19 protein-coding genes and 1 pseudogene are annotated in these 25,940 nt (G+C 65.1%); 9 read left to right on the top strand and 11 right to left on the bottom strand.

Translation table 11 applies throughout. The features are described from left to right. The first annotated feature begins 325 nt into the window (after positions 1-325). Together JJC00_RS14375 and JJC00_RS14370 are read left to right on the top strand one after the other, a co-directional pair. The gene (locus JJC00_RS14375; RefSeq protein WP_200473181.1) at positions 326-5,974 is read left to right on the top strand and encodes a negative regulator of septation ring formation; all 5,649 of its coding nucleotides are present in this window, start codon (positions 326-328) and stop codon (positions 5,972-5,974) included. Between the two features lie 89 nt (positions 5,975-6,063). Beyond that, the gene (locus JJC00_RS14370) at positions 6,064-6,576 is read left to right on the top strand and encodes a hypothetical protein (RefSeq protein ID WP_200473180.1); all 513 of its coding nucleotides are present in this window, start codon (positions 6,064-6,066) and stop codon (positions 6,574-6,576) included. Between the two features lie 15 nt (positions 6,577-6,591). On the opposite strand, the gene JJC00_RS14365 is transcribed toward JJC00_RS14370, so the two are convergent. Further along, on the bottom strand, positions 6,592-6,999 hold the full coding sequence (locus tag JJC00_RS14365; protein WP_200473178.1) for a hypothetical protein: 408 nt from the start codon (positions 6,997-6,999) through the stop codon (positions 6,592-6,594). 706 nt (positions 7,000-7,705) lie between these two features. Here JJC00_RS14365 and JJC00_RS38110 point away from each other — a divergent pair. Then, a pseudogene (locus tag JJC00_RS38110) lies at positions 7,706-7,882 on the top strand (NUDIX hydrolase); the annotation flags it as partial. Between the two features lie 3 nt (positions 7,883-7,885). On the opposite strand, the gene JJC00_RS14360 reads toward JJC00_RS38110, so the two are convergent. From JJC00_RS14360 to JJC00_RS14345, 4 genes are all read right to left on the bottom strand, one after another. Continuing rightward, positions 7,886-8,182, bottom strand: coding sequence for a hypothetical protein (locus JJC00_RS14360; protein ID WP_200473177.1), 297 nt, complete (start codon positions 8,180-8,182; stop codon positions 7,886-7,888). Positions 8,183-8,653: 471 nt separating this feature from the next. After that, complete coding sequence (locus JJC00_RS14355; protein WP_200473176.1) at positions 8,654-9,532, bottom strand: MlaD family protein; 879 nt, start codon at positions 9,530-9,532, stop codon at positions 8,654-8,656. A 16-nt stretch (positions 9,533-9,548) separates the two neighbouring features. Then, a complete protein-coding gene (locus tag JJC00_RS14350; RefSeq protein ID WP_200473174.1) occupies positions 9,549-10,319 on the bottom strand; it encodes an ABC transporter ATP-binding protein in 771 nt (256 codons plus the stop codon). Between the two features lie 2 nt (positions 10,320-10,321). Next, entirely contained in the window at positions 10,322-11,455 is a 1,134-nt protein-coding gene (locus tag JJC00_RS14345) for an MlaE family ABC transporter permease (protein ID WP_200473173.1), read from the bottom strand. Between the two features lie 134 nt (positions 11,456-11,589). Here JJC00_RS14345 and dgcA point away from each other — a divergent pair, with 134 nt between their 5' ends. Beyond that, complete coding sequence (gene dgcA, locus JJC00_RS14340) at positions 11,590-12,585, top strand: N-acetyl-D-Glu racemase DgcA (RefSeq protein WP_200473172.1); 996 nt, start codon at positions 11,590-11,592, stop codon at positions 12,583-12,585. Here dgcA and JJC00_RS14335 read toward each other — a convergent pair. Then, positions 12,555-13,751: an MFS transporter gene (locus tag JJC00_RS14335; RefSeq protein WP_200473171.1), complete on the bottom strand. Its 1,197-nt coding sequence runs from the start codon at positions 13,749-13,751 to the stop codon at positions 12,555-12,557. The two genes, dgcA and JJC00_RS14335, sit on opposite strands and share 31 nt — an antisense overlap. Before the next feature lie 75 nt (positions 13,752-13,826). Here JJC00_RS14335 and JJC00_RS14330 point away from each other — a divergent pair, with 75 nt between their 5' ends. Continuing rightward, positions 13,827-15,095 (top strand): hypothetical protein, encoded by a 1,269-nt coding sequence (locus JJC00_RS14330; protein WP_200473169.1) that lies wholly within the window; start codon positions 13,827-13,829, stop codon positions 15,093-15,095. A gap of 160 nt (positions 15,096-15,255) precedes the next feature. Further along, positions 15,256-17,010 (top strand): caspase family protein, encoded by a 1,755-nt coding sequence (locus JJC00_RS14325; protein ID WP_200473168.1) that lies wholly within the window; start codon positions 15,256-15,258, stop codon positions 17,008-17,010. A gap of 697 nt (positions 17,011-17,707) precedes the next feature. On the opposite strand, the gene JJC00_RS14320 is transcribed toward JJC00_RS14325, so the two are convergent. The 4 genes from JJC00_RS14320 to thiD form a co-directional block, all read right to left on the bottom strand. Then, positions 17,708-18,691: a threonine/serine dehydratase gene (locus JJC00_RS14320; protein WP_200473167.1), complete on the bottom strand. Its 984-nt coding sequence runs from the start codon at positions 18,689-18,691 to the stop codon at positions 17,708-17,710. A gap of 128 nt (positions 18,692-18,819) precedes the next feature. Next, positions 18,820-19,863: a glycosyltransferase family 4 protein gene (locus JJC00_RS14315; RefSeq protein WP_200473166.1), complete on the bottom strand. Its 1,044-nt coding sequence runs from the start codon at positions 19,861-19,863 to the stop codon at positions 18,820-18,822. Next, positions 19,863-20,675: a UDP-2,3-diacylglucosamine diphosphatase gene (locus JJC00_RS14310; protein ID WP_200473165.1), complete on the bottom strand. Its 813-nt coding sequence runs from the start codon at positions 20,673-20,675 to the stop codon at positions 19,863-19,865. The genes JJC00_RS14315 and JJC00_RS14310 overlap by 1 nt, the downstream gene beginning before the upstream one ends. Before the next feature lie 218 nt (positions 20,676-20,893). After that, a complete protein-coding gene (gene thiD, locus JJC00_RS14305) occupies positions 20,894-21,694 on the bottom strand; it encodes a bifunctional hydroxymethylpyrimidine kinase/phosphomethylpyrimidine kinase (RefSeq protein ID WP_200473164.1) in 801 nt (266 codons plus the stop codon). A gap of 277 nt (positions 21,695-21,971) precedes the next feature. Between thiD and JJC00_RS14300 the strand changes: the two genes are divergently transcribed. After that, positions 21,972-23,951, top strand: a complete 1,980-nt coding sequence (locus tag JJC00_RS14300; protein WP_246774212.1) for a hybrid sensor histidine kinase/response regulator — start codon at positions 21,972-21,974, stop codon at positions 23,949-23,951. Positions 23,952-24,066: 115 nt separating this feature from the next. Next, positions 24,067-24,312, top strand: a complete 246-nt coding sequence (locus tag JJC00_RS14295; RefSeq protein WP_135162037.1) for an Lrp/AsnC ligand binding domain-containing protein — start codon at positions 24,067-24,069, stop codon at positions 24,310-24,312. Between the two features lie 29 nt (positions 24,313-24,341). On the opposite strand, the gene JJC00_RS14290 is transcribed toward JJC00_RS14295, so the two are convergent. Continuing rightward, positions 24,342-25,268 carry a c-type cytochrome gene (locus JJC00_RS14290; protein ID WP_200473162.1) on the bottom strand — a complete coding sequence of 309 codons (927 nt, stop codon included), beginning with the start codon at positions 25,266-25,268 and terminating at the stop codon, positions 24,342-24,344. Positions 25,269-25,421: 153 nt separating this feature from the next. Between JJC00_RS14290 and JJC00_RS14285 the strand changes: the two genes are divergently transcribed. Next, positions 25,422-25,841, top strand: a complete 420-nt coding sequence (locus JJC00_RS14285; protein ID WP_200473161.1) for a CHRD domain-containing protein — start codon at positions 25,422-25,424, stop codon at positions 25,839-25,841. The last annotated feature ends 99 nt before the right edge of the window (positions 25,842-25,940 follow it).

The following is a 25,940-nucleotide window of genomic DNA, read 5'->3' as shown; positions in this document are numbered from 1 at the left end:
GGTTAACGAAGTGTTTGGGCCGTTTTACGCAAATCCGCCCGTTTATTGACGAAAAGTTGCCGCAATCGGCCGAGTTCGGTGGAGAATTTCATTTAGGCCTAAGGTGTTACGGCCCAATGCTGTTAACGATGATTAAGATTGTCTTAATCGCGGGCATTTCATTCGCGACGCTCTGCCAATAGGATGTTGCAGAAATTGGCGGACAAGCCGTCCGGGTGGGGATGGCTCGGAGATCCGCGCAAGCGGCATGATCCGGTCTGTGGGCTTGCGCAGCGCGCAGGGCTCGCGGGGGGACGCGTAAAAGTAACGAGGGCTCAGACTGAACATGGCCAACACTCCCAAAAAGGTCAAAGACCCCACAGAAGTTGCGCTTTCTGCGATCCAGGAAGCCCTCAACATCAGCGATACGGCTGCCGACACCAGCCGCAACGCATCGATGCGCAACGAAACGGCGCCGCAGGTGGCACCGCCCACGCCTCCCGTATTCGACGATCCGGCGTTCGAGCCGCGGCCTGCCGCCAACGAGCGCGCCGTGTTCGATCCGATCGAGGAACCGCGCACCTCGCGCCGCGCCGCCAATGACGACCGCGAGACCATCGGCCAGCTGCTCCAGTCGCTGCAGACGGGCCGCCCTGCCCGCAACATCTACGCCGGCGCAACCATCTTTACCGTCGTCTGGCTTGCGGCCTGCGCCGCCCTGACGGTCGGTTTCCTGCCCTCGATCCAGGCCGCGATGGGCCAGAGCGGCGGCGTGCTGGCGATCGCCGGCCTCGTCACGATGTTCTTCGCGCCGATCATGCTGTTCTACTTCCTCGCGAGCCTGGTCTGGCGCGGCCAGCAGATGAGCCAGGTCGCACAGGCGATGGCGCAGGTCGCGATCCGCTTCTCCGAGCCGGAAGGCTCGGCGTCCGATTCCATGGTCACCGTCGGCCAGGCCATCCGCCGCGAGGTCGCGGCGATGGGCGACGGCATCGAGCGCGCCATCGCGCGCGCCGGCGAGCTCGAGACGCTGGTCGCCAACGAGGTCGCCGCACTTGAGCGCGCCTATTCCGACAACGAAGTGCGCATCCGCGCCCTGCTCCAGGACATCGCGCATCAGCGCGACAATCTGGTCGGCCAGGCCGAGCAGGTCCGCAGCGCCATTTCCGGCGTGCAGATCGACCTCCGCCACGACATCGCGCTGATCTCGGACGCGATCGCCTCGCGCGTCGACGAGGTCGCGAAATCCATCACCGGCGCGCTGGAAGAGCGCGGCGCCCACATCACCGGCGCGCTGAGCCACGCCGGCGACAACATGATCCTGGCGCTCGGCGAGCGCGGCGGCGACCTGCTCGACCGCCTCGAGGAGGCCAGCGCCGAGACCACCCGCGCGGTGCTCGACGCCAGCGAGCGGCTGACCACCAGCCTCAACTTCAAGACCGGCCACGTCCACGACGAGTTCGTCGACCTTGCCGACCGCGTCCACGAGATGCTGAACGAGCGCATCGACCGCATCACCGGCGAGTTCGAGCAGCGCTCCGCCGCGATCGTCGATGGCATCTCCGAGCGCACCGAGCAGGTGCACGATAGCCTGAAGAACTCGTCGGACTCGCTGCTGCTCGAGCTCGAGCTGCGCTCCAACGACCTCTCGGCCAAGATCGACGACGCCGGCAACCGCCTCGCCGGCCAGATCATGACCTCCGGCGACAAGGCGAGCGAAGCGCTCGACGCCACGGTCAACACCCTCGTCGCCAAGGTCGTCAGCCAGACCGAGACCGCGCACGACTCGCTGTCGCTGCAGATGAGCGCGTTCGACGAGCTGGTGAAGAACCAGGGTTCCGAGCTGGTCGAGAAGTTCGCCCGCGATTCCGGCACGCTGGGTGCCCTGATCACGCGCCACATCTCCGAGTTCGACCGCACCGTGAAGACGTTCGGCGGCGAGATCGTCGAGCGCATGGGCCAGCGCACCCATGACATCCATGAGTCGCTGAAGACCTATGTCGATAATTTCGACACCCGCTTCACCTCCAACGGCGGCGCAATCACCGCCGTGCTCGACCAGCGCCTGGTGCAGTTCGAGACCACGATTGGCGAACGCGTCACCAATCTCGACGCCTCGCTGAATGGCAAGATCGCGAGCCTCGACGGCACCATCGAAGGCCACATCAGGACCTTCGACGAGCGGCTTGTCGGCCGGGTCGCCGAACTCGAACAGTCGTTCGATACGCGCGCCAAGTCGGTGACCGAGACCATCGATGGGCGCCTCAACATGCTGTCCACGTCGCTGACCGACGGTGCCGCGCAGGCGATCCAGTCGGTTGATACGCGGTTGACGCATCTCACGACGACGCTGACCGACGGCGCATCGCAGACGATCCAGGCGATCGATACACGCCTGACGCATCTGACGACGACGTTCAACAGCGGCGCATCGCAGGCGCTGGAGTCCGTCGACAGCCGCCTCACCTACCTGACCACCGCGCTGACCAACGGCGCCTCGCAGGCGGTGCAGTCGATCGACACCCGCCTCACCCTGCTGACCTCGACACTCACGGACGGCACGGCGCAGGCGATCGAGGCGGTCGACCGCCGCATCATGGGCGTCGCCGACCTCATCGACGGCCGCAGCATGCACCTGACCGACACGGTCACGGCGCGCTTCCAGGACATCCACCAGGCGATCGAGACCAAGGTCGGTTCGGTTGCCAACGACATCGACGTGCGCGTGGCGCAGTTCGAAGACCTGCTCGGCTCGCGTGTCGAGGCCGTCGCCGGCCGCATCGAAAGCAGCGGCCGCCAGGCCAGCGAGGACATGATGTCCCGCGCCGAGATGATCTCGACCGCGATCCGCTCGCATGTCGAGGACGCCGAGCGCTCGCTCACCAACCTCGTCGTCAACACCAGCGAGACGATCCAGACCGGTGCGCGCACTGCGCAGCAGTCGCTGATGACGGTCTCCTCCGACGTCAACGCCCAGCTCAAGATGACCTCCGCCGAGGTCGAGCGCGCGCTGACCGCGGTCGGCACCGGTGCTGCAAACTCGATCCTGACCAGCGCCCGCGAGGCGCAGTCGTCCCTGGTCGCGGCTTCGGGCGAAGCCTCCAACCAGATCAAGGGGCTCGCGGCCGACGTCGAACGCACGCTGTCCGCAGCCGGTTCGGCCACCGCGGCCTCGATCCTGGCCGGCGCCCGCGAGGTGCAGACCACGCTCGTCACCGCTTCGTCAGACGCGGCCAACCACGTCAAGACGCTCACCGCCGACGTGCAGCGCTCGCTCTCGATGGCCGGCACCACCACGGCGGAATCGATCACCGCCGGCGCCCGCGACGCGCAGGGCACGCTGATCGCGGCCTCGACCGAGACCGCCAACCAGATCAAGGCGCTGTCCTCCGACGTGCAGCGCTCGCTCTCGATGGCGGGCACCTCGACGGCCGAGACCATCATGACCGGCGCGCGCGAGGCCCAGAGCACCCTGGTCAATGCGTCCTCGGATGCGGCGAGCCAGGTCAAGTCGCTCGCGGCCGAAGTGCACCGCTCGCTCTCGCAGGTCGGCCAGACCACCGCCGAAACGATCACGGCGAGCGCCCGCGACGCCCAGAGCACCCTGCTCGCGGTCTCTGCCGAGCAGACCGGCCAGGTCCGTTCGCTTGCAGCCGAGATGCAGCGCGCGCTGGCGACCGCCGGCGGCGCCACCATCGAGGCGCTCACCAGCGGCGTGCGTGAAGCCCAGGGCACGCTGATATCCGCGTCGAGCGACGCGGCAAGCCAGATCAAGTCGCTGACGACCGACATCGAGCGCACGCTGACCGCGGTCGGCGCCGACACCGCCTCGACGATCCTCAACAGCGCACGCGAGGCCCAGACCTCGCTGACCTCGACCTCGGCGGACGCCGCGAGCCAGATCCGCACGATCTCGACCGAGATCGAGCGCGCGCTGAGCACGGCGACGGCGAACGCGACCAACGACATCCAGACCAGCGCGCTCAACGCCCAGAATGCGCTGATCAACGCCTCCAACGAGGCGAGCTCGCGGGTCAAGTCGAGCTCGGCCGACGTCGAGCGCTCGGTGCTCTCCGCCTCGAGCAGCTTCGGCCAGGCCATGACCGGCAAGACCGACGAGATCGTCACCTATGTGCAGCAGCAGGCCGACCGCCTCTCCAACATGATCGACGCCAAGCGCGGCTCGCTCGTGGACGCGATCGGCTCGAAGACCAGCCAGCTGACGCTCGACATCGACCGCGTCACCTCCGACGCGCTGAAATCGATCGAGACGCGCGGCACGGCGTTCTCGCAGACCATGATGGGCAATGGCAACGAAGTCGCCCGCACCATCAACGCGGCGAGCGAGATCGCGACCAGCGCGGTCGGCAGATCGCTGAAGGACCTCGAGACGGCCTCGCGCTCGGCAATCGACCAGTCGCGCCAGGTCTCGATCGCGGCCGTCACCGAGATGCAGGAGACTAGCAAGATCCTGCGCACCGACACGGTCGCCCTGTTCGAGCGCCTGCGCGAAGGCAACATCCTGCTCCAGGAGGTGCTGACCGGTGCGCACGACAACCTGAACTCGCTCGAGCGTGCGCTGGTGACGCGTGTCGCCGACTTCGTCTCGGCGATGAACGACGTCACCTCGCGCAACGGCGCTGCGACGCAGAACCTGGAAGACCAGCTCAACGTCTTCAACACCAAGACGACGCGGGCGCTCCAGGATCTCGGCGAGCTGTCGACGCAGTTCGACGCGCACGGCAAGGCGCTCGTCGATGCCGCGCAGGTCGTCGAGCAGAGCAACAAGAACACCACCGCCTCGCTCGCCGAGCGCAAGCAGGCGCTGGAATCGCTCGTCACCACCATCGACCTGCGCACCACCGATCTCGACCAGCGCCTGTCGCGCTTCACCGGACTGCTCGATGAGTCGCTCGCTGCGGCCGAAGAGCGTGCCCGCGACATCGCTCGCGTGGTCGCCGAGACCGCCGGCGCAGGTTCGGCCGCGATCACCCGCCAGTTCGAGGCGGTGCGGTCGGCGTCCGAAGAGGAGCACCGCCAGACCATCGAGGCCATGCACGACATCTACCGCCAGACCACCGACGAGGCGGATGCGATGTTCAAGCAGTCGGCCGAGAAGTTCGGCAACCTCGTCTCCAGCATGAAGCAGATGGCGTTCGAGATGCACAACGAGCTCGAAGCCACCCGCAACGAGCTGCGCCGCGGCGTGCTCGAGATGCCGCAGGAGGCCGCCGAGAGCACCGCGCAGATGCGCAAGGTGATCGTCGACCAGATCGAGGCCCTCGCCGAGCTCAACCGCATCGTGGCCCAGCACGGCCGCGGCCTCGACGTCACCACGACGGGGCGCGCTTCTGTCGCCGTCCAGCGCCAGGAAGAGCCGATGATGGCAACTGCGGGCGGTCGTGGCACCGAAACCCGCATGCGCGACACCGGCAGCGCCTCGACGCTGCCGCCGCCGGACCTCGGCACGCCTGCCGCCTCGCGTCGCACCGAGGCGCCGCCGGTTGCACCTGCTAGCAACGACCAGGGCCGCGACGGCTGGCTGTCGGATCTGTTGAACCGCACGGACGCCAATCAGGCTGCTCCGGCCGGACGTGAGGCCCCGCGTGGCCGCCAGGCGGCACCCGCTCCGCAGCCGCAGGCCCCGCAGGCTAGCGGCAATCCGCTGGAATCGCTGTCGCTCGACATCGGCCGGCTGATGGACCGCAACCTCGCCACCGAGATGTGGGACCGCTACCAGCGCGGCGAGAACAAGGCCTTCACCAAGCGCCTGTACACGCCCGCCGGCCAGAAGGCCTTTGACGAGGTCGCTCGCAAGTATCGCGCCGACCGCAACTTCAAGGGCACGGTCGACCGCTATATCGGCGAGTTCGAACGCCTGCTCGACGAAGTCGCCCGCGACGGCCGCGGCCCGCAGGAGCTGCGCAGCCACCTGACCTCGGAGACGGGCCTGGTGTACACGCTGCTGGCGCACAGCGCGGGCCGCCTGGGGTAAGCGGCCAAGCTCGCGAACAGGCAAATGCCAACGGAGGCCTCGCGGCCTCCGTTTTTCCTTCTAGCTTAGTGAACCAACAGGAACTGCCGATGGTATTCATTCTCTCGGGTGACGGGCGCGACGATGAATATCCCGAAGCAGAACGCGCATTCGGGCGGTACGAAACCTATCTCGCTGAAAACCAGGCGGTGTTCCCGCCTCGCGCCTACGAACTCGCAACCTCCGACTGGTTCTACCATACGAGAGATCACCGTTGTCCGCACGACGCTTGGCTGGAGTCGTTGCAAGTATTGGAGAAGCCAGGCTCCCAGCCTGGTCAACGATCCTGCTCGATCGCGCTTCGCATACTCGGCGCCTATAAAGATGGGCATATCGAGATTACGTATCCGACGGTGTACGCCTACTCACTCCAGGAGCTCTCGCCAAATGCGCCGTCGCATGGTGATTGGCGCTACGACGAGTTTCGTATCTCGGATCGCGGTCACTTGATTCACGAGATTGAGTGGGCCTATCGCGCCCAATGCAAAGCATTCGTATGGGTGATCGAAGCCGATGATATCGATTTCCGATGGATACCCATGCAGGGAGCTAACGGAAATTAAGACGGTCGGAACTTACTACCGCCGGCGCTCCGTCGCGGCCGGCTTCGACGGCTCGGCCGCCGCCGGCGTGGCGCCTGCCAGCGCATCCGAGGCTTCGGACATATGGCGAAAGCAAGCGGCGAGCGGCTCTACGGGAAGCTCTGACAGTTTCGATCTATGGCTCCGCGGGACACGAAGGCACAGACCGACGTGAAAAGTGACAGCCAAGTCCATGTTTGGAAACTGTACCTGAGAGTACAGGTTGGTCGGATTAGTTATCACCCACCAGCGGTCAACGTTGGTGTGAACATCCCACACGACATGCTGATGGTTGAGAATGGTTTCGGCGTAGACTTTTTGCAAGAACTCGACGGTCAGGTCGGGTGCTTGCCAGTTCATGTAGTCCACAATCGCCTGCATCTCTTCGGGCGTAGATGACAGCATGGTACCGAATAAATGTTTCGATTGATCTTGGCTTGACAATACTCAAGTCTTTACGCCCAGGGAGAGGGCCTGTCATCCAGTAGTTTTAGCGCACCGATACACCTTGCGCGTGCCACCGGCTTCGGTTTCAATGGTCGCTCATTTGCGGGGCCATGTAGTAACTCGTTCTCTCAGGTGTTTCAAAGTTTGAGGCTTGCGCGGTCGCGCGGTCGAGGGCCCAGAGCGCGCCGATCGGCAACGCGCCACTTGATGCGGCTCGAAACAAAACCCGACGCTCTTGCGAGCGCCGGGCTAATTTCTAGTCGCACCGGCGGACCCTACGGACCGAGCCGTCGTCGCGCTCGATCGTAACGGTACGGCATCCGCGATATCCGCGATCATATCCATATCCGCGATCATATCCGTAGGCGCGATAAGCGGGTCGATCATAGTCGCGGTAATAGCGCCGCTCCGGGCCCACTGTCACGCCGCCGATCGGTGTATCAACGGAAACTTGAGCTGACGCGGGTGCAACCGAGATCGGCGTGGCGATAGCGAAACCGGCAACCGCCAATACGCTAGCCATTAACAGAGGTCGCATGACGTTCCTCCTGAATTAATACACATTGCTTTTCTCAACGTCCCCAGGCAGGTGACGGTTCCTGCGCTAACGCCTTCGTAAGCGGATTAGAACTTGAACGGCCGCAGACTTGCGTCCCGGCTTAGGTCCGCCGGACGAAAGATGAGTGATGCGGTCTTCGTAGCCAAGAAGGTCTCCGGCCGCTTGAAGATCGGCGACAAGTGGGAGATCGACAAGGCAGTGTGGCGGAAGCCCCGTGGCGTGAGGTTGACGCCCACGTCCCGCTATATCCGAGACAAGTTGTTTCCGAAGCGACGGCGGTAACTTTCAGTCGCGGGACGGCTCCTTGGCGGGCGGGCCGCTCTTGTTGCCTGGCAGTCCCTTAATATTTGACGGGTCCTGCAACTGAACCTTCGGGTTCTCCTGGTTTGTCGTCGAGCTAGAACCAACCGTCTCTCCTGGTTTGACGGCTGGACCGCTCTTGTTGCCCGGTTGACCGGGGATTCCGGCGCCCGAGTTCTGCGCGCTCGGAGCAGTGGAGACGTCCGGTTTGGTCGTTTGCGCCGACACCGCTGACGCCAGAACCGTCACCACAAGGGCGGCGGCGCTTATGATCAACTTCATGGTGTTTACCTCCCTATCGAAAGGCTCTGTCAGGCGAACGTGCGCCTCCTCAGTGCGTTCCGACCGCTGGTGAATTTAAAGTGGGCGGATGGGCGCATTCACGAGCGAGAAGTGTGGCCACTGCTCGCGCCTTGGCGGCTGGGAGCGCCGCCGCCTGCGCCGCTGACTTGGATCAAGTGAGGAGAGGCCGACCGCCCCCCAGCGTTCTACCATTCTGCCGTCTTGGGGGCCGATCATGGGTAAAGCGAGAGAGACCGACGACGACGCGACGAACGCGCCAAAAGATCCACTCGCCTTGGACACGCGGTCGCGGCGCTCGATCAACTGGAGCCGATTTTTTTGCCTAGAATAAGCCAAGGCCGCCCGCGAAGGTGCGCAACCGTAGCCGAAGCTTCGCTTCGGCGTTCTTAGGAACGGCGGCCGAAGGCAGCCTATGCCACCTTCTCCCACAAGGGGAGAAGGGAGGAGGCGCTACTGCCGCCGGCGCTCCGTCGCGGCCGGCTTCGGCGCCTCGGCCGCCGCCGGCGCGGCGGCTGGTGCGCTGTTGCTGGCGCCGAACAGAACGCGGGTCGGGTTGCGGTCAAAATTGTTCACGGCGCGGCTGATGTCGCCGAGCGTGCGGCGGCCGTCGGTCATCAGCGCACCTGAGCGCTTGTCGAAATCCTCGGCGAGCTCGCGGATCGATTTGACGGTCAGGAACAGCTCGCCACCGTCCTTGCCGCCGGCGAGCGTGTTGAGGCCGAGCATGAGGCTGTCGGCCTTGAGCATGACGCCGTCGACCTTGGCCATCACGCCGTCGATCTTCTCGGAGTTGCGGGCGAGCGAGTTGGTGAAGGTCTCCAGGTTCTTCAGCGAGTTCTTCACCGACTCCTGATTGTCGGCGACGATCTTGTTGATGTTCTGGAGCGTGCCGCGGATCGCCTCGGTGACGTCCTGAAGCTTGTTCGGATCGGCCATCAGCGTCGGGATGCCGTCCTCATCGAGCGCCGGCGGAGGTGCGGCCTCCTCGCCGCCCTTGAGCGAGATCGCGGCGACGCCGGTCAGGCCCTGGAATTCGAGGCCGACCAGGGTATCCTTGCGGATCGGGGCGTTGTTCTCGACCATGGCGAGTGCGACAACCCGCCGCGGATTGTCGAGCTTCACCGAGACCACCTCGCCCACCCGGATACCGTTGAAATTGACGCTGCCGCCATTGCGCAGGCCCGCCGCCGGGCCCTCGAACACGACGCGCAGGGGACTGCGCTGCTTGGTGGTGTGCAAAGACTGGAACCACAGCACGAAGCCGATCGCAGCCGCGATCACCGCCAGCGTGAAGGATCCGATCAGTACGTAATTCGCCCGCGTTTCCATCAGGTGCTCCGGCTACTCAACTCATGACCGCGCGGGCGCGCTTGCCATGGAAATACTGCCTCAGCCAGGGATGCTGCGAGGCCTGCATGTCGGCGATCGACCCTGCCGCAATGATCTTACCGTTGCCCAAAACGGCGATGCGGTCGCAAGCTGTGTAAAGGCTGTCGAGGTCGTGGGTTACCATGAAAACGGTCAGCCCCAAAGTCCGCTGCAGTGTCCGGACCAGTTCGTCGAAATCGCCGGCGCCGATCGGATCGAGGCCGGAGGTCGGCTCGTCCAGGAAGACGAGGTCGGGATCGAGCGACAACGCGCGAGCCAGCGCGACGCGCTTGATCATGCCGCCGGAGAGTTCCGAGGGGAAACGCTCGGCCACCTCCGGCTTGAGGCCGACCATGGCGAGCTTGGCCATGGTGATCTCGTCCATCAGCCGCTGCGAGACGCGCAAATATTCGCGCATCGGAAACTGGATGTTCTGCCGCACCGTGAGCGAGGAGAACAGCGCGCCCTGCTGGAACAGCACGCCCCAGCGCCGCTCGACGTTGCGGCGCTGCGATGTGTTGGAGGAATCCAGATCGACGCCGAACACCTCGATGGAGCCCGCGACCTTCGGCACCAGGCCAATGATGGTGCGCGTCAACACCGACTTGCCCGCACCGGAGGGACCGACGAAGCCGAGGATCTCGCCGCGCTTGACGTCGAGGTTGAGGCCGTCGAGCACGCGCGTCGCGCCGAACTGCACGGTGATGTCGCGGACGCGGATGATGGGGTTTTGAATTTCGCCAGCCATCATCACATTCCGATCGAGGCGAAGAAGATCGCGAAGACACCGTCCATGACGATGACGAAGAAGATGCCCTTCACCACTGACGCGGTCGTGTGCTGTCCAAGCGATTCCGCGCTGCCCTGCACGGCGAGGCCCTCGACGCAGGCGACGATGCCGATCACGGCAGCCATCACCGGTGCTTTCACGATGCCGACGATGAAATGATCGATCGAGATGGCATCGCGCAGGCGCAACAGAAACGCTTCGGGATCGACGCCGCCATAGAGCCAGGCGACCAGCCCGCCGCCATAGAGCGCGGCCATGGCGCCGAGGAAAGCGAGGATCGGCAGCGCCAGCACCAGCGCCAGCATTCGCGGCAGCACCAGGACTTCGATCGGATCAAACCCCATGGTGCGCAGCGCGTCGATCTCCTCGCGCATCTTCATCGAACCGAGCTCGGCCGTGTAGGCGCTGCCCGATCGGCCCGCGACCATGATCGCGACCAGCAGCACGCCGATCTCGCGCAAGACCAGCACGCCGAGCATGTCGACGACGAAGATGTCGGCGCCGAACCGGCGGAAATGGAAGATGCCCTGCTGGGCGATGATGCAGCCGATCAGGAAGGTGATCAGCACGATGATCGGCACCGCACGCCAGCAGACCTGCTCCAGATGATGCACGGTCGAGGTCAGGCGGAGTGAGCGGGGATGGATCAGCACGCGCCCCCCGGCCGCGAGCACGGCGCCGAGCATGTCGATCAGGCCCGCGACCGTGCCGCCGATGCCGGCGACAGTGCGGCCAATCTGCTCCAGCATGCCGGTGATGGTGATCGTGCTTCTATCGACCACCGGCGTCGCCCTGACCCGCCGCACCTCGTCGACAAGGCTCGAATAGTTGGCTGACAGACCCGCGATCTGCGCCTCGACGGCGCCTTGGGTCAGGCTGCGGCGCAGCCGCTCGATCAGCCAGGCCCCAAAGGTGTCGAGCTTGGCGACCTCGGAGACGTCGATGAAGATGCTTTGGGGGCTGCCGGCGAGCTTCTCGGCGTCGGCCACCATCCGCTCCAGGAGCGGCGCGAAGGTCGCGGTCCAGGTTCCGGTGGCGCAGAGGGCCAGCGCGTTGCCTTTGGCAATCCGTTCCAGCTTCGGATCGCCGCTCAAGGTGTCCGCTCCCTAATCAGGGCGGAGAAAATCAGATTGTTGCGCACGCGCCCATACCCGGAAAAGGTATCCCCAACTGGTTAATGTTAGTTGCTAGAGGTAACCAGCTGGTTCAGATTTCGCCAGAGTTCAAAATGACTTCCAGCAAAGTTCCTGCGCTTGCCGCGCGAATCGAGCGGTTTCCCATCGCTGGCAGTTTCACCATCAGCCGGGGCGCCAAAACCGAAGCAGTGACCGTGGTGGCCGAAGTGAGCGAAAACGGCCTGATCGGCCGCGGCGAATGCGTGCCCTATCCCCGCTATGGCGAGACGCCCGAGGCGACGTTGGCCGCGATCCAGGCCATGCAGGCGGCCGTGGCGGGCGGGCTGACGCGGCAGGCTCTTCAGGCCGCCATGCCGCCCGGTGCGGCCCGCAACGCGCTGGATTGCGCCCTGATCGACCTGGAGGCCAAGGCTGCGGGCCTGAGGGCCTGGAACCTGCTGGACCGCCCGATCCCGGGCGAGCGCACCACCGCCTACACGATCTCGCTGGGCACGCCTGAAGCCATGGCGGTCGCGACCGCCAAGGCGGCGCACCGGCCGCTGCTCAAGATCAAGCTCGGTGGCGACAGCGACGCGCTGCGGATCGCGGCCGTGCGCAAGGCAGCGCCCCACTCGGAGCTGATCGTGGACGCCAACGAGGCCTGGACCGAAGCCAATCTGGAGCAGAACCTCGCGGCCTGCGCGGCCGTCTGCGTCACCCTGGTGGAGCAGCCGCTGCCGGCCGGCAAGGACGACGCGCTGGCGCGGATCAAGCGGCCGCTCGCGGTCTGCGCCGACGAGAGCGTGCATGATCGCAATTCGCTGGCCCCGTTGCGCGCGCGCTACGACGCCGTGAACATCAAGCTCGACAAGACCGGCGGTCTCACCGAGGCGCTGGCCATGGCCGATGCCGCGCAGGCGCTCGGCTTCGACATCATGATCGGCTGCATGGTCGCGACCTCGCTGTCGATGGCGCCCGCCATGCTGGTGACGCCGCAGGCGCGCTTCGTCGATCTCGACGGTCCCCTGCTGCTGGCGCGCGACCGCGATCATGGGCTTCGCTATGACGAGAGCCTGGTCTATCCGCCGGATGCCTCGCTCTGGGGCTGAGCCTTGAGCCGATGCCGCGCCGACCAGATCACAATCGCGCCGGCCGCGGCCATTGCCGCCATGATGTAATAGAGATTGCCGCCGATCCGGGCGTAGATCGCGCCTGAGGCGATCGAGGTCACAGCGCCCAACAATCCGCTGCACGCTGCGAGGTAGCCCTGCCCGCGCGCGATCTGATGCGACGGCACGCGCTGCACCAGCAGATTCATGGTGCCGACCACAGTCATTCCGAAGGTCAGGCCGTGACCGAGCTGCGCGATCGCGAGCAGCGCCAGCGGCGGCTCCTGCGCCGTGACGATCCAGCGCAGCACCGCGCTCACTCCGCCGATCGCCATCAGCGATGACGAATGCAGCGCGAAGCGCGGCGACAGCGCGAAGACGACGATCTCGGCGACCACACCCAGCGTCCACAGCCCCGCGATGGTCAGCCCGCTCAGACCCTGGAGCTGCCAGTTGATGGCGGAGAATATGTAATAGGCGGCGTGACTGCCCTGGATCAGCGCAGCCGACGCGATCACGGCCCAGAAGCCGCCATCGCGCAACAAGCCCTTGTCGGCTGGCGTCTCCGTGGTCTTGCGCCTGGCATCGTCGAGCGGCGGAAGCAGCAGGCTGGCGAAGACCGCAGCCACCGCCCATGCGACGATGATCCAGATCAGGTCGCGCGCCGCGATGCTGTCGACGAGATAGCCGCAGGCCAGCGAGCCGGCGGCGAACGCCGCCGAGCCCCACAGTCGCAAGGGCCCGTAATCGAGCCCGTAACGCGCGACGCCGCGCAGTGCGTAGGCATCGGTGAGCGGCGTCGTCGGCGTCCACATCACGCAGGTCAGCGCATAGATCAGGAACAGCGCCAGCGGCTGTTGCTGCAAGCCGAGGACCGCAAGGCCGATTGCGGTCGCGAGCACCGAGATCATGATGCCGGCGCGAATCGCGTGTCGCCTTTCGGCAAAGGCTGTGACCTGCGGCAGCGTGGTGAAGCGCGTGAGCGACGGCAATGCGTTGATGATCCCGATCCAGGCGGCATCGACGCCGATCGCCTTGAGCCAGACCGGGAAGAACGGCAGATGCGTGCCCGACACCGCGAACACGGCCGAGTAGAACAGCGCGAGACTCACGGCGAATCGCCGCTTGACGGTTGCTGCGATGGGGATTTGTGATTCGGGTGGCATCAAACCAATTGCGATTCGGTCGATATCGTGGTGATCGTTACAGTAACGCGCGGTGATTTGCGCGACGAGATTGTCATGGCCAACGAAGCATTCGCCCTCTCGCCCATGTCTGCCCGCGCGGCCGAGCCGAACGAGCAGGATTACGACGCGATCCGCGAAGCCTTCATGGAAACCGCGCGCGGCCGCTGGTTCCTCGGCGAATACGCCAAGCGCAACCGCAATGCCGACACGGCCATGGTGCTCGATGCGGTCGCCAAAATCGAAGAAACCCTTGCGGCACAGCGACAACCCGTCGTCGAGGACCGCCTGCCCGAAGCGCTGGTCGCGATCCGCCGCGCAATCGAGGACGCAGAAAGCGCCGCGGCTAAGGCGTACGATCCGGCCGCGCTCGAGGCGAGCCTCGCACCGATCCCGCGCGGCGTGCGCATCATCAAGGAGATCTCCTGGCGCTGGCGCGAGATCGGCGCCGACGGGCGAATCTGCGACCTGATTGATTCGCAGCTCGCCTCGATCGAAGCAGCCTGCGCCCAGGTGTCGACCATCGACCCGCGCGGCGACCTCAAGGCCGCCTTCGATCTGCTCAAGGACCGGGTCGAGCAGACCGTCGCAGCCGGCGTCGCAGCGTCAGAGGCCGCGGCGCGGCCGCGTCCTGCGCCTGCGCAGGAAGCACCGCCGGTTGCAGAGGCGCCCGCGGCGATGGCGAGCGAAGCCCCTGTGGCTTTGACGGAGACGCCACAGGACATCGCGCCCGAGGCAGCCGCCAACAAGAGCGGCATCGCCGAGGACGCGATGATGGACGTCGCGATCGAGCCCGAGATCGCCGACGAGTTCTCGCTCGATGCCGCCGCGGAGGCCGAGGACGACGCCGTGCTCGCGCGGATCGCGATGGAGATGGCCGCGCCCGATCCGGAGTTCGACGAGATCGTCGAGCCCATCGAGATGGAAGCGGCCATTCCTGAGTCGACGCCCGAGCCGATGGCCGCGGACGTCGCCGAGCCGGTCGCCATGGAGGCGCCGATCGCGCCGCACGTTGAGGAACTGGTTGTCGAGGAGCCGGTTGTCGAAGCCCCGATCGCGATGGAATCGCTCGCGCGCCTCACCGATGCCATTGCGGAAGCCGCCGCCGAGGTGATGGAGCAGCCGGCCCCCGCCATGGCGGCCGCGGCGACATCCGGCGCAGCACCGACCGCGACGCTTCCAATGCCGTCACCGATGCCCGAACCCTCGCTCGGCGCCACCATTCTCGCCAGCGGCATCGTGCAAAAGCCGCGCCCCGCCGCCAACGACGCCCTCGCCCCGATCCGCCGCATGACCCAGGCCGAGAAGATCGCGTTCTTCTCGTAAGAGACGCACGGCTCTCTGCACCAAGCAATCCAGAATCCCCGCGGCGTGATTTAGATCACGACCGCGCCTTGGTGATCGCGATCACAGACCTCGGGCTCGAACGCGGTCAGGCTTCCTCGCAACCAATCTCGCATCGAGATGAGCCCCGAGGGAGCACGCCATGTTCCGCCTGAAATCCGCCCTGATGACTGCCGGCCTGCTGGGAAGCCTGTTTGGCTTCGCCTGCGGCCCGGTTTCCGCACAAGTCGCACCTGTCGAACCGGCTGCGCCTGCCGCGCTGCAGGGCCCGGAGCAGCGGGTGGCGCTGGTGATCGGCAATTCGAACTATCAGAACGCGCCGCAGCTCGCCAATCCCGACAATGACGCGCAGTCGATGGCGCAGTTTCTCAACTCGGCCGGCTTCGAGGTGATCTCGGCGACCGACCTCGGCCAGAACGACATGCTGCGTGTGGTGCAGGATTTCTCCGCAAAAGTGTCCGCGCGTGGACCGAACACGGTGGCGATGGTCTATTACGCCGGTCATGGCGTGCAGCTCGCCGGCGAGAACTATCTCGTCCCTGTCGACGCGAAGGTTGCGAACCAGACCGACCTCGTCAACGACTCCGTTCGCCTGGTCGACGTGATGTCGACGCTGGAGACGATCCCGAGCCGGATGCGCATCGTCATCCTCGACGCCTGCCGCAACAATCCGTTCCCGAACGTCAACGACGCCGGCCGGGGCTTGGCAATCGTCGATGCGCCGAACGGCTCGATCGTCGGCTATTCGACCGCGCCGGGCGCCGAAGCGCTCGACGGCAGCGGCGGCCACAGCCCCTACACGCAGGCCTTCCTGAACGTCGCACGTGAGCCCAACGTGCCGATCGAGCAGCTGTTCAAGCGCGTGCGACTCCAGGTGAACCAGTCCACCAGCGGCGCGCAGATTCCGTGGGAGAGCTCGTCGCTGACGTCTGACTTCACCTTCTTCGGCGACACGGCCGTGGCTGCCAACCGCGCGCCGGTGAACGCGCCGGTGGTGCAGATGGCCTCCAACCTGCCGAGCCGTTCAACGCGCCAGGCCTATGACTACGTCGTGTCCGAGGGACGGCCGGAGTACTATCAGGAGTTCATCCAGATGTATCCGCACGACCCGCTGTGCGATCACATCCGCTGGCTGCTGTCGAACCTCCTGCTCTCGCAGGCCTGGCACCAGGCGGTGCTGGCGAACTCGCCGATCGGCTACAAGGCCTTCTACGACAGCTATGGCAACAGCCCCTATGCGCAGATGGCGCTGAAGCTCGAGACGCAGCCAAAGATGATCCCCTTGATGCAGGCGACGAAGTTCCTGGCTCCGCAGAACATCGCCCCGATGCTCAAGGTCGGCAATCTCGGCCAGCCCAAATACATGCCGCTGATCCAGCAGGGCAATGGCGGCTCTCAGATGAACGCCAACCTGCCGGTCGCGCGGAAGCCGGTCGACAGCAACGTCATCGGCAAGCTCGGCAATGGCGGCAAGATCGTCACCCTGCCCGCGCCGACTAACACGACGACGAACAACAAAGGCATCGGCAAGATCACGACACTGCCGGTGACCACCACGCAGAACACCGGCAACAACAATGCCGGCTCGACCACCGGCACCCCTGGCAAGGTCGTGAGCATGCCCGTGACGATCGGCAGGGGCGGCTCGACCGTCGATGTGAAGCCGGTGAACGTTCAGACGCAGAACAACCCGATCCGCATCAACAACGGCGTGAAGCTCAACAAGAGCCCGGTGAACAAGGTGCAAGTCCAGAACAACGTCCAGAACAACGTCCAGAGCAACGTCCAGAGCAACCGGCCGCAATTCAATGGAATCGGGAATGGCGGCGGCAACAATGTCCGTCAGTCGATGAACCAGTCAAACGGCGGCAACAACCACGGCAGCTTCATGCACTGATGCCACGAAGAAGGTGCGCTCCCTCTCCCGCTTGCGGGAGAGGGCTGGGGTGAGGGTGTCTCCGCAACGGGACAGTTAGTGGCCGACCGAGAATATCCTCGCTTGGAGAAAGCCCCCACCCGGCGCTTCGCGCCGACCTCCCCCGCAAGCGCAGGGCTATCGCATATGGAAGCGGCTTCCCTGCGGCCATCCTTCGAGACGCCCGCCTTTGGCGGGCCCTCAGGATGAGGACGGTGTACGCGGCAGCAGTTTCAGCAGGAAAAGGTGCCGCTTAGCCTCATCCTGAGGAGACCGCAGAGCGGTCGTCTCGAAGGACGAGGCGTGCGCTCAGGCCGTCCAACATCCCATATGCGATTGCCCTGCCCGCAAGCGGGAGAGGTTGCACCGAGCAAGCAGCAGGTTCGAACCCAACAAACATAGCAAAGGGGCAGAGCGGCAACGCTCTGCCCCTTCATGTCAACAAACAAAGCTTCATGGGATTGAGTACCGGAGACGGCCCAGGCGCCACCTCTCCCGAAGGGAGAGGTCGGATCGCATCGACAGATGCGATCCGGGTGAGGGGTTTTGGTCTTACGAGATGCCGCGGCCCCTCACCCGGATTGCACTGGACGATGCTTCGCATCGCCAGGCGCAATCCGACCTCTCCCCGCTGGGAAGAGGCGGACCGAGCACCCTCGCTCGCACCGTTCAATTGGGATCAAGCCACCAGCTCGGCGAACAGATCCGCGTCGACGTTGCCGCCGGAGAGCACGATGACCACGTTCTTGCCGGCGACGTCGAGCCGGCCGGCCAGCAACGCTGCAAGGCCCACCGCGCCGCCGGGCTCGACTACGAGCTTCAGCTCGCGATAGGCAAAGGCGACGGCCGCGCCGACTTCCTTGTCCGACGCGGTCACGCCGCGCGCCAAAAGCTTGCTGTTGATCGCAAAGGTCATTTCGCCGGGGATCAGGGCCATCAGCGCATCGCAGATGGTGCGGCCCGCCGGCGGATGCGGCTCGCGATGGCCTGCGGTCAGCGACAGACCGTGATCGTCGAACGCCTCGGGCTCGGCCACCACGATCTCGGCCAGCGGATAGCGCGCCTTCACGGCCGTGGCGACGCCTGCGATCAGGCCGCCGCCGGAGGCCGGCGCCACCACGATGTCGGGCGAAAGGCCGAGCGTTGCCATGTCCTCCGCGATCTCGCGGCCGGCGGTGCCCTGCCCCGCGATCACGAATGGATCGTCATAGGGCCTGACCAGCGTCGCACCGCGCCTCTCGGCGATGCCGCGCGAGATCGCCTCGCGATCGTCGCGGTCGCGATCGTAGAGCACGACCTCCGCGCCATAGGATTTGGTGCGCTCGCGCTTCGAGAGCGGCGCGTCCGCCGGCATCACGATGGTCGCGTGCATATCGAGGATCTTGGCCGCCGCCGCCACGCCCTGCGCGTGGTTGCCGGAGGAGAACGCGACGACGCCACCGGCGCGCTTGTCCTGCGGGATCGAGAACACCTTGTTAAAGGCGCCGCGGAACTTGAAGGAGCCGGTGCGCTGGAGCATCTCCGGCTTCAGGAACACTTTTGCGCCGACACGCTCGTTGAGCACCGGAAAGGACAACAGCGGGGTGCGGACGGCGAAGGGCGCGAGCACGCGCGCTGCGGCATCGATATCGGCGGGGCCGATCGGAAGGGGCTGTTCGGACATGGGGCGATGTTATCGCGCCCGATGAGGCGCGGGCAAGACACCTCCGCGCGAGGATTCCATAGCGTTTTCGAGCGAAGTGGATACCGGTTCGCGTGAAGAAAACGCGTCAAAACAAGAATCTACCCCACTCAGGCGACGTAGCGTGGCTGTTCCGAGCCGGTCCGGCCGGACAGCACGGCGCCGACCGCCCGGATGCTGTCCACAAAAGCCCTCGCCGAGGCCTCCCAGGTGTAATTGGCGGCGAATTCGACGCAGGCCTGCCTGGAAATGTCGAGCGCCGCGAAGCAGGCGTTGCGCAGGTCATTGTCCAGCGCGCCGACCGGCGCATCGCCGATGACGTCGCGGGGTCCCTTCACCGGGAAGGCCGCGACCGGCAGGCCGCTCGCCAGCGCCTCGAGCAGGACCAGGCCGAACGTGTCGGTCTTGCTCGGAAACACGAAGACGTCGGCTGCCGCATAGATGTCGGCCAGCTCCTCGCCGTGCTTCTCCCCCAGAAAAATCGCGTCGGGATAGGCCTCCTCCAGCGCGTTGCGCGCCGGGCCGTCGCCGACGATCACCTTGGTGCCGGGCAGATCGAGGTCGAGGAACGCCTCGAGATTCTTCTCCACCGCGACGCGGCCGACCGAGAGGAACACCGGGGCCGGCAGGCAGAGGTCGATGGCGCGGGGATGGAACAAATGGGTGTCGACGCCGCGTGGCCACAGCACGACATTGTCGAAACCGCGCTCGCCGAGCTCTCGGGCCAGCGCAGGCGTAGCCGCCATCACGGCGCGGCTCGGGCTGTGGAAGCGGCGCAGCGCCCGCCAGATCAGCGAGCCCGGAACCGGCACGCGCGCGCGGACATATTCGGGAAAGCGGGTGTGGAAGCTGGTCGTGAACGGCAGCTTGCGCTGGCGGCAATAGCGGCGGACCATCAGGCCGATCGGCCCTTCCGTCGCGATATGGATGCTGTCGGGCCGCGCTTCCTCGATCAGCTTTGCGATGCGCGCCGGGCGCGGCATCGCAAGCCGCACGTCGCGATAGCTCGGCATCGCAAAGGTGCGGAACGATTGCGGCGTCAGGAACGTGAACTCGACGCCAAACGTCGCGGCAGCGTCAGCGAGCTTGGTCAGCGTCCGAACCACACCGTTGACTTGCGGGTGCCAGGCGTCGGTCGCGACCAGGATGCGCATCAAGCAGCCCTTGCTGCCACCTGCGGAACTTGCGCCGGCTTCTGCAAATGGTCCGCCCAGGTGATGATCTCGAAACGTCCGTCATCGTGCTCGACGAGCGCGGTGCAGCTCTCGACCCAGTCGCCGCAGTTCATGTAACGGATGCCGTTCTCGTCGCGGATCACGGCGTAGTGGATGTGGCCGCAGATCACGCCATCGGCGTCATGACGCCGTGCTTCGGCCGAGAGCGCCTGCTCGAACGCGCCGATATAGTTCACCGCGTTCTTGACCTTCTGCTTGGCCCATTGCGACAGCGACCAATACGGTACCTTGAACATGCGGCGGAAGAAGTTGACGAAGCGATTCATCTGGATCGCGAAGTCGTAAGCCTTGTCGCCGAGATGGGCGAGCCAGCGCGCGTTCTGCACCACGAGGTCGAAGATGTCGCCGTGGATGACGAGATAACGCTTGCCGTCCACGCCGGTGTGGACGGTGTTCTCGACGACGTCGATGCCGCCGAAATGCGTGCCGTAATAGTTGCGCAGGAACTCGTCGTGATTGCCGGGCACGTAGATGATTTTGGCGCCCTTGCGCGCCTTGCGCAGCAGCTTCTGGACCAGATCGTTATGCGATTGCGGCCAGTGCCAGCTCGATTTCAGCGCCCAGCCATCGACAATGTCGCCGACGAGATAGATGGTGTCGGCATCGTGGTAGCGCAGAAAGTCCAGCAACAGGTCGGCTTGCGAGCCGCGGGCTCCGAGATGAACGTCGGAGATGAACAAGGTGCGAAAGCGCCTTTCAGGGCTCTCGTCACTCACATCGTAGCTTCCCATGCGACAGCCTGTAACAATGTCCCGTGACAGGGGGATGACCAATTGAACCTTTGAGGCACCCTCAGATACGAATCAAACCTCGCCTCGCCCTCCCCGCGAATATCAGTCGCATGCGACAATCAGGCGACATGAGGCGGCAAGGGGCGCCCGCAAAAAGCCCGGAACCGGATCGGCTTATTGGTTAACGGCAGGAACCATCGCGCCGCGCGAAGCCAGCGTCAGTAAAACTTGTGGAAATGATGGATCGGCCCGTGGCCGTGGCCGACACTGAAGCGGTCGGCCGAAGTGATCGCCGCGCTGATCCAGCTCTTGGCATTGCGCACGGCCGTCTCGAGATCCTCGCCCTTGGCAAGGCTCGCCGCGACCGCGGAAGACAGCGAGCAGCCGGTGCCATGGGTGTTTTGGGTGGCGACCCGCGGGGCGGCAAGCGCGATCGTTTTGTCGGCGCTGACGAGATAGTCGACGCTCTCGGTGCCCTCGCCGTGCCCGCCCTTGATCAGCACTGCGCGACAGCCGAGGCCGAGCAGACGACGCCCCTGGCTTTCGATTTCGGCCTCGCCTCGCGCAATCGGCTCGTCCAGCAGTGCGGCCGCCTCCGGCAAATTGGGCGTGATCACCGACGCCAACGGCATCAGCTTCGTGCGCAATGCCTCGACCGCCTCCGCGGCCAGCAGGCGATCGCCGGAGGTCGCGACCATCACGGGATCGAGCACGATATGGCCGGGCTTCCAGCGCGACAGCGCAGCAGCGATCGCATCAATGCTCTCGGCCTGCGCCACCATGCCGATCTTGACCGCGCCGACATCGAGATCAGAGAACACCGCATCGATCTGCGCGGTGACGAACGCAGCCGGCACCGCATGAATTCCGGTGACGCCTTTGGTGTTCTGCGCCGTCAGCGCCGTGATCGCAGACGCGCCGTAGACGCCGAGCGCGGCAAAAGTCTTCAGGTCGGCCTGAATGCCGGCACCGCCGCTGGAATCCGAGCCGGCGATGGTGAGCGCCACGGGCGTCGTCATGGGGTGATTTTCCGCGTTTTCGAAGCCAGGCTTTTCGAAGTCATGACCTGTCCTAGCGCGCCCCCCGAACCCCAGCAAGCCGGACCGGCCAGCGCCGGCGAATCAGGCCAAGTCTTACGGAGGATTGTCGTCCCGGAAACGTGCACATGCAGCGAAAATATGGCCCGGGCATCATCCGGCCTTGGCGCGCCCATCAAGATGAGTGAAATGTTGTTCGATTCGCTGGCGATGCGACGTTGCGGGCCGCCCCGGCCTGCAACCCTCACGGGATTGTATCATGTGGGCCTTTTTCGAACGTCTCCTCGATTCGTCGATGCTGTCACCGCTCGGCATCTGCCTGTTGTGGGAGCCCGAGCTGATCTGGCTGCACGTCGCCTCCGACGCCATCATCGCCATCGCCTATTTCTCGATCCCGTTCGCTCTCACCATTCTCGTCACCAAGCGGCGCGACCTCCAATTCGGCTGGGTCTACTGGGCGTTTGCGATCTTCATCATGGCATGCGGCCTGACACATGTGCTGTCGATCTACACGCTCTGGGTCCCGATCTACGGCATCGAGGGTATCGTCAAGGCGGTCACGGCTGCGGCCTCCATCTTCACTGCCGGTGCACTTTGGCCCCTGCTGCCGAAGATCCTGAAGATTCCCTCCCCGTTCGAGCTGCAGAAGGTTCAGGCCGCGCTCGAAGAAGAGGAGATCAAGAGCCGGGACGCGACGCTGCTGCTGCGGCAGGTCGGAGACGCCCAGCGCGCGATGCGCGAGAGCATGACGCGGCTCACCGCGGTCGTCGAGACCGCGGTCGACGGCGTCATCCTGTTCGACGCGCAAGCCCGCATTCTGCTGTTCAATCCCGCTTGCGAACGGCTGTTCGGCTATCGCGCTGCCGAGGTCATGAATCTCGACATCGGCATGCTGATGTCGAGCGAGGAGAGGCGCCCATCCGCCGGTCACGCGCGGCGCTTCGCAACCGGGGAAACCGCCGGCCTGCGCAAGGACGGGTCGAGCTTTCCGATGGATCTGTCGGTCGGCCAGGCGTGGCAGGACGGCGAGCTGATCTACGTCGGCATCATCCACGATTTGACCGCGCGCAAGCTGACCGAGCAGCAGCTCCAGCAGGCGCAGAAGATGGAGACGGTCGGCCAGCTCTCCGGCGGGATCGCCCACGACTTCAACAATCTCCTCACTGTCATCATCGGCAACGCCGAGCATCTCAGCGAGCAGCTCAAGACGCGGCCCGATTTGCGACAATTTGCCGACGACATCTGCGAGTCCGGCGAACGCGGCGCGGAGCTGACGCAGCGACTGCTGGCATTCAGCCGCCGCCAATTGCTCCAGCCAAAGCCGATCGATTGCCGCGAGTTGCTGGAGTCCATGCTCAAGCTGCTCAAGCGCACCCTGCGCGAAAACATTGAGATCAAGACGGCGTTCGGTCCTGGCACCATCCAGGCCTTTGCGGATCGCGCCCAGCTTGAATCCGCCGTGCTGAACCTTGCGCTCAACGCACAGGACGCGATGCCATCAGGCGGACGTCTGACGCTGAGCACCGAGCTCGCCGCAATCGACGAGGACTATCGCGCCCGGCACCCGGAGGTGGCATCCGGCGCCTACACGCTGATTTCCGTCACCGACGACGGCGAAGGCATGACGCCCGAGGTCATCGAGCACGCCTTCGAGCCGTTCTTCACCACCAAGGAGGTCGGCAAGGGTTCGGGGCTCGGGCTGAGCATGGTCTATGGCTTCGCAAAACAATCCGACGGCCATGTCTCGATCTATAGCGAACAGGGCCTCGGGACGACGGTCCGGATCTACCTGCCGCGCGCCGGCGGCGGACACTCGCCAACCGACATGCCGGACAGCGAAGATGCCGCGCCGCGCGGCCACGAGACTATCCTGATTGCTGAGGACGATCCGTTCGTGCGCTCCTCGGTGATCCTCCGGGTCGAGGCACTCGGCTATCGCGTCGTCGCCGCCGTCAACGGCCGGGAGGCCCTGCAACGGCTACGCGCCGACCCCGGCATCGACATGCTGTTCACCGATATCGTCATGCCCGGCGGGATGAGCGGCTGGGAGCTCGCCGACCAGGCTCGGCGAATTCGGCCGGACCTGCCGGTGCTGTTCACCTCCGGCTATGCGCTGGAGACCCTGGTCGAGCAGGGTCGCGCGCAGGCGCAGGCCGTCGTGCTGACCAAGCCCTATCGCAAGGCCGAGCTCGCCCAGCGGCTCAGGGACGCCTTTGCCGCGGCCACGGTGATTTCGTAGGGCAGAACCGGTATTGGCGCGCGGGCGGCTTATCCCCGCGGGCAGCAAGTCCGCTTGCTAAATCCGGACGGTTTTGGCCTATTAGCCGGAAGAATACGCCTTCGGAGTGACTGCAATGGTTCCCTTTTTCGTCCAGATCAAATGCAAGCTCGGCCAGTCCTACACGGTGGCCAATGCGCTCGCCGAAGCCGAGATCGCCTCCGAGATCTACTCCACCGCCGGCCAATACGATTTGCTGGTGAAATTCTATGTCGACAAGGACACCGACATCGGCCACTTCGTCAACGAGAAGGTGCAGGTGCTGCCCGGCATCCAGGACACACTCACCATCATCACCTTCAAGGCGTTCGGCACGAGCTAGTTGGGCGCGATCGGCGCAAGCTGCAGCGTTCAGCCGTCACCTTCCTTGCGCTTGGGCGGCGTCGGGCCGTCGATTGGCGGCAGCGACTTCAGGTAAGCGGCCATCGCGGCGCGATCCTCGGGTGTCAATTGCGCGAGGTTCTTGATCACCGGCCGCATCGAGCCTGATGCAGTGTCGCCTTCTGGCATGTCGCCGGTCTCGAGGAAGTCGGCAATATCTTTCTCACTCCAGCTACTGATGCCCTTCTGCGTGATGTTGGGCACCCAGCCTTTGCCCTCGGGATTGGGGCCGCCGGCAAAACGCTCGCCCCGGATGACACCGCCGAGGGCGTTGCGCGGGCTGTGGCATTCGGCGCAATGGCCGAAACCGTTCACGAGATAGGCGCCGCGATTCCATTGCACGGACCGCGCTGCATCCGCCATGAACGGCCGGACATCCATGAACAGCAATTTCCAGATGCCGACGTTGCGGCGGATGTTGAAGGGAAATGGCAAATCGTGGTCGCGCACCCGGCCGGGCACCGGCGGCAGCGTCTTCAGATACGCAAAGAGATCGCGGACGTCGTCGACTTTGGCGATGTGGTAGGAGGTGTAGGGAAACGCCGGGAAGTAGTGCGTGCCCTCGGGCGAGATGCCGCGCATCACCGCATTGACGAAATCGACCTCGGTCCAGCGGCCGATGCCGTCGGTGGCATCAGGGGAAATGTTCGGCGCATAGAACGTGCCAAACGGCGAACGGAGCGCCAGCCCGCCGCCGAGCCGCAGGCGATCGGGCTGATTGGGCACGGCGTGGCAGGACGAACATCCGCCGGCGTTGAACAGCTCCTGTCCATTTGCGAGATCGGGTCCGCGCGCCGGCGCCGGCAAGGCCAAGGCGGTCGGCCCGGTCAGCCACCAATAGCCGGCGAGGCTTGCGACGGCGGCGATCAGGATGACAGAAATTATTCGTCGCAGCATTCGGGATCCCATCGAGCTCGGGCGAATTTACGGATCATCCCGCAGCCGCTCCAGCCACGAATAATTTAGATGGTTTGATCGGAATCCGGGAATAAAGTCGGAACCGCACTGTTTGCAAGTTGACCGCAATCAGGCGTCAATAGGGAGAGACCCATGAACAAAGCGCTTTTTGCCACGCTGGCGCTCGGAGCCGCCGTCGCATTCGCAGGCTCGGCCAGCGCGGAGAAACTGAAGGCGACGCTGGACGGCAAGTCCGAAGTGCCCGCCACCGCCAGCAGCGGCACCGGCGCGGCCGATCTCGACTATGACGCCGCCACCAAGAAGCTGTCCTGGAAACTGACCTATTCCGGCCTCTCCGGCCCCGCCACCGCCGCCCATTTCCATGGCCCCGCCGAGACCGGCAAGAATGCCGGCGTCATGGTGCCGATCCCGGGTGCTGCCAAGAGCCCGGCTGAGGGCTCGGCGACGCTGACCGACGCGCAGGCCGCCGATCTCCTCGCCGGCAAGCTCTACGTCAACATTCACACCGCGGCCAACCCGGGCGGCGAAATCCGCGGCCAGGTGACCAAGTAGGTTTTATAAAAACGTCATCGGCGAAGGCCGGGCGCAGGAGGGAGCGCCCGGCCTTTTCGATTCTGCGGGAATGCTTTTTTGTCGGCTGAATTCGCAGTC

Origin of the sequence: Bradyrhizobium diazoefficiens (assembly GCF_016616885.1) — a bacterium.
Lineage (GTDB): Bacteria > Pseudomonadota > Alphaproteobacteria > Rhizobiales > Xanthobacteraceae > Bradyrhizobium > Bradyrhizobium diazoefficiens_F.
Note: the sequence above shows the minus strand (reverse complement) of the source record. Positions and strands in the feature narration are given on the sequence as shown.

Excerpts from the sequence above, each read along its gene's own strand:
- JJC00_RS14375 (WP_200473181.1), top strand. The coding sequence starts at position 326 with ATGGCCAACACTCCCAAAAAGGTCAAAGACCCCACAGAAGTTGCGCTT.
- JJC00_RS14370 (WP_200473180.1), top strand. The coding sequence starts at position 6,064 with ATGGTATTCATTCTCTCGGGTGACGGGCGCGACGATGAATATCCCGAA.
- JJC00_RS14365 (WP_200473178.1), bottom strand. The coding sequence starts at position 6,999 with ATGCTGTCATCTACGCCCGAAGAGATGCAGGCGATTGTGGACTACATG.
- JJC00_RS14360 (WP_200473177.1), bottom strand. The coding sequence starts at position 8,182 with ATGAAGTTGATCATAAGCGCCGCCGCCCTTGTGGTGACGGTTCTGGCG.
- JJC00_RS14355 (WP_200473176.1), bottom strand. The coding sequence starts at position 9,532 with ATGGAAACGCGGGCGAATTACGTACTGATCGGATCCTTCACGCTGGCG.
- JJC00_RS14350 (WP_200473174.1), bottom strand. The coding sequence starts at position 10,319 with ATGGCTGGCGAAATTCAAAACCCCATCATCCGCGTCCGCGACATCACC.
- dgcA (WP_200473172.1), top strand. The coding sequence starts at position 11,590 with ATGACTTCCAGCAAAGTTCCTGCGCTTGCCGCGCGAATCGAGCGGTTT.
- JJC00_RS14335 (WP_200473171.1), bottom strand. The coding sequence starts at position 13,751 with ATGCCACCCGAATCACAAATCCCCATCGCAGCAACCGTCAAGCGGCGA.
- JJC00_RS14330 (WP_200473169.1), top strand. The coding sequence starts at position 13,827 with ATGGCCAACGAAGCATTCGCCCTCTCGCCCATGTCTGCCCGCGCGGCC.
- JJC00_RS14325 (WP_200473168.1), top strand. The coding sequence starts at position 15,256 with ATGTTCCGCCTGAAATCCGCCCTGATGACTGCCGGCCTGCTGGGAAGC.
- JJC00_RS14320 (WP_200473167.1), bottom strand. The coding sequence starts at position 18,691 with ATGTCCGAACAGCCCCTTCCGATCGGCCCCGCCGATATCGATGCCGCA.
- JJC00_RS14315 (WP_200473166.1), bottom strand. The coding sequence starts at position 19,863 with ATGCGCATCCTGGTCGCGACCGACGCCTGGCACCCGCAAGTCAACGGT.
- JJC00_RS14310 (WP_200473165.1), bottom strand. The coding sequence starts at position 20,675 with ATGGGAAGCTACGATGTGAGTGACGAGAGCCCTGAAAGGCGCTTTCGC.
- thiD (WP_200473164.1), bottom strand. The coding sequence starts at position 21,694 with ATGACGACGCCCGTGGCGCTCACCATCGCCGGCTCGGATTCCAGCGGC.
- JJC00_RS14300 (WP_246774212.1), top strand. The coding sequence starts at position 21,972 with ATGTGGGCCTTTTTCGAACGTCTCCTCGATTCGTCGATGCTGTCACCG.
- JJC00_RS14295 (WP_135162037.1), top strand. The coding sequence starts at position 24,067 with ATGGTTCCCTTTTTCGTCCAGATCAAATGCAAGCTCGGCCAGTCCTAC.
- JJC00_RS14290 (WP_200473162.1), bottom strand. The coding sequence starts at position 25,268 with ATGCTGCGACGAATAATTTCTGTCATCCTGATCGCCGCCGTCGCAAGC.
- JJC00_RS14285 (WP_200473161.1), top strand. The coding sequence starts at position 25,422 with ATGAACAAAGCGCTTTTTGCCACGCTGGCGCTCGGAGCCGCCGTCGCA.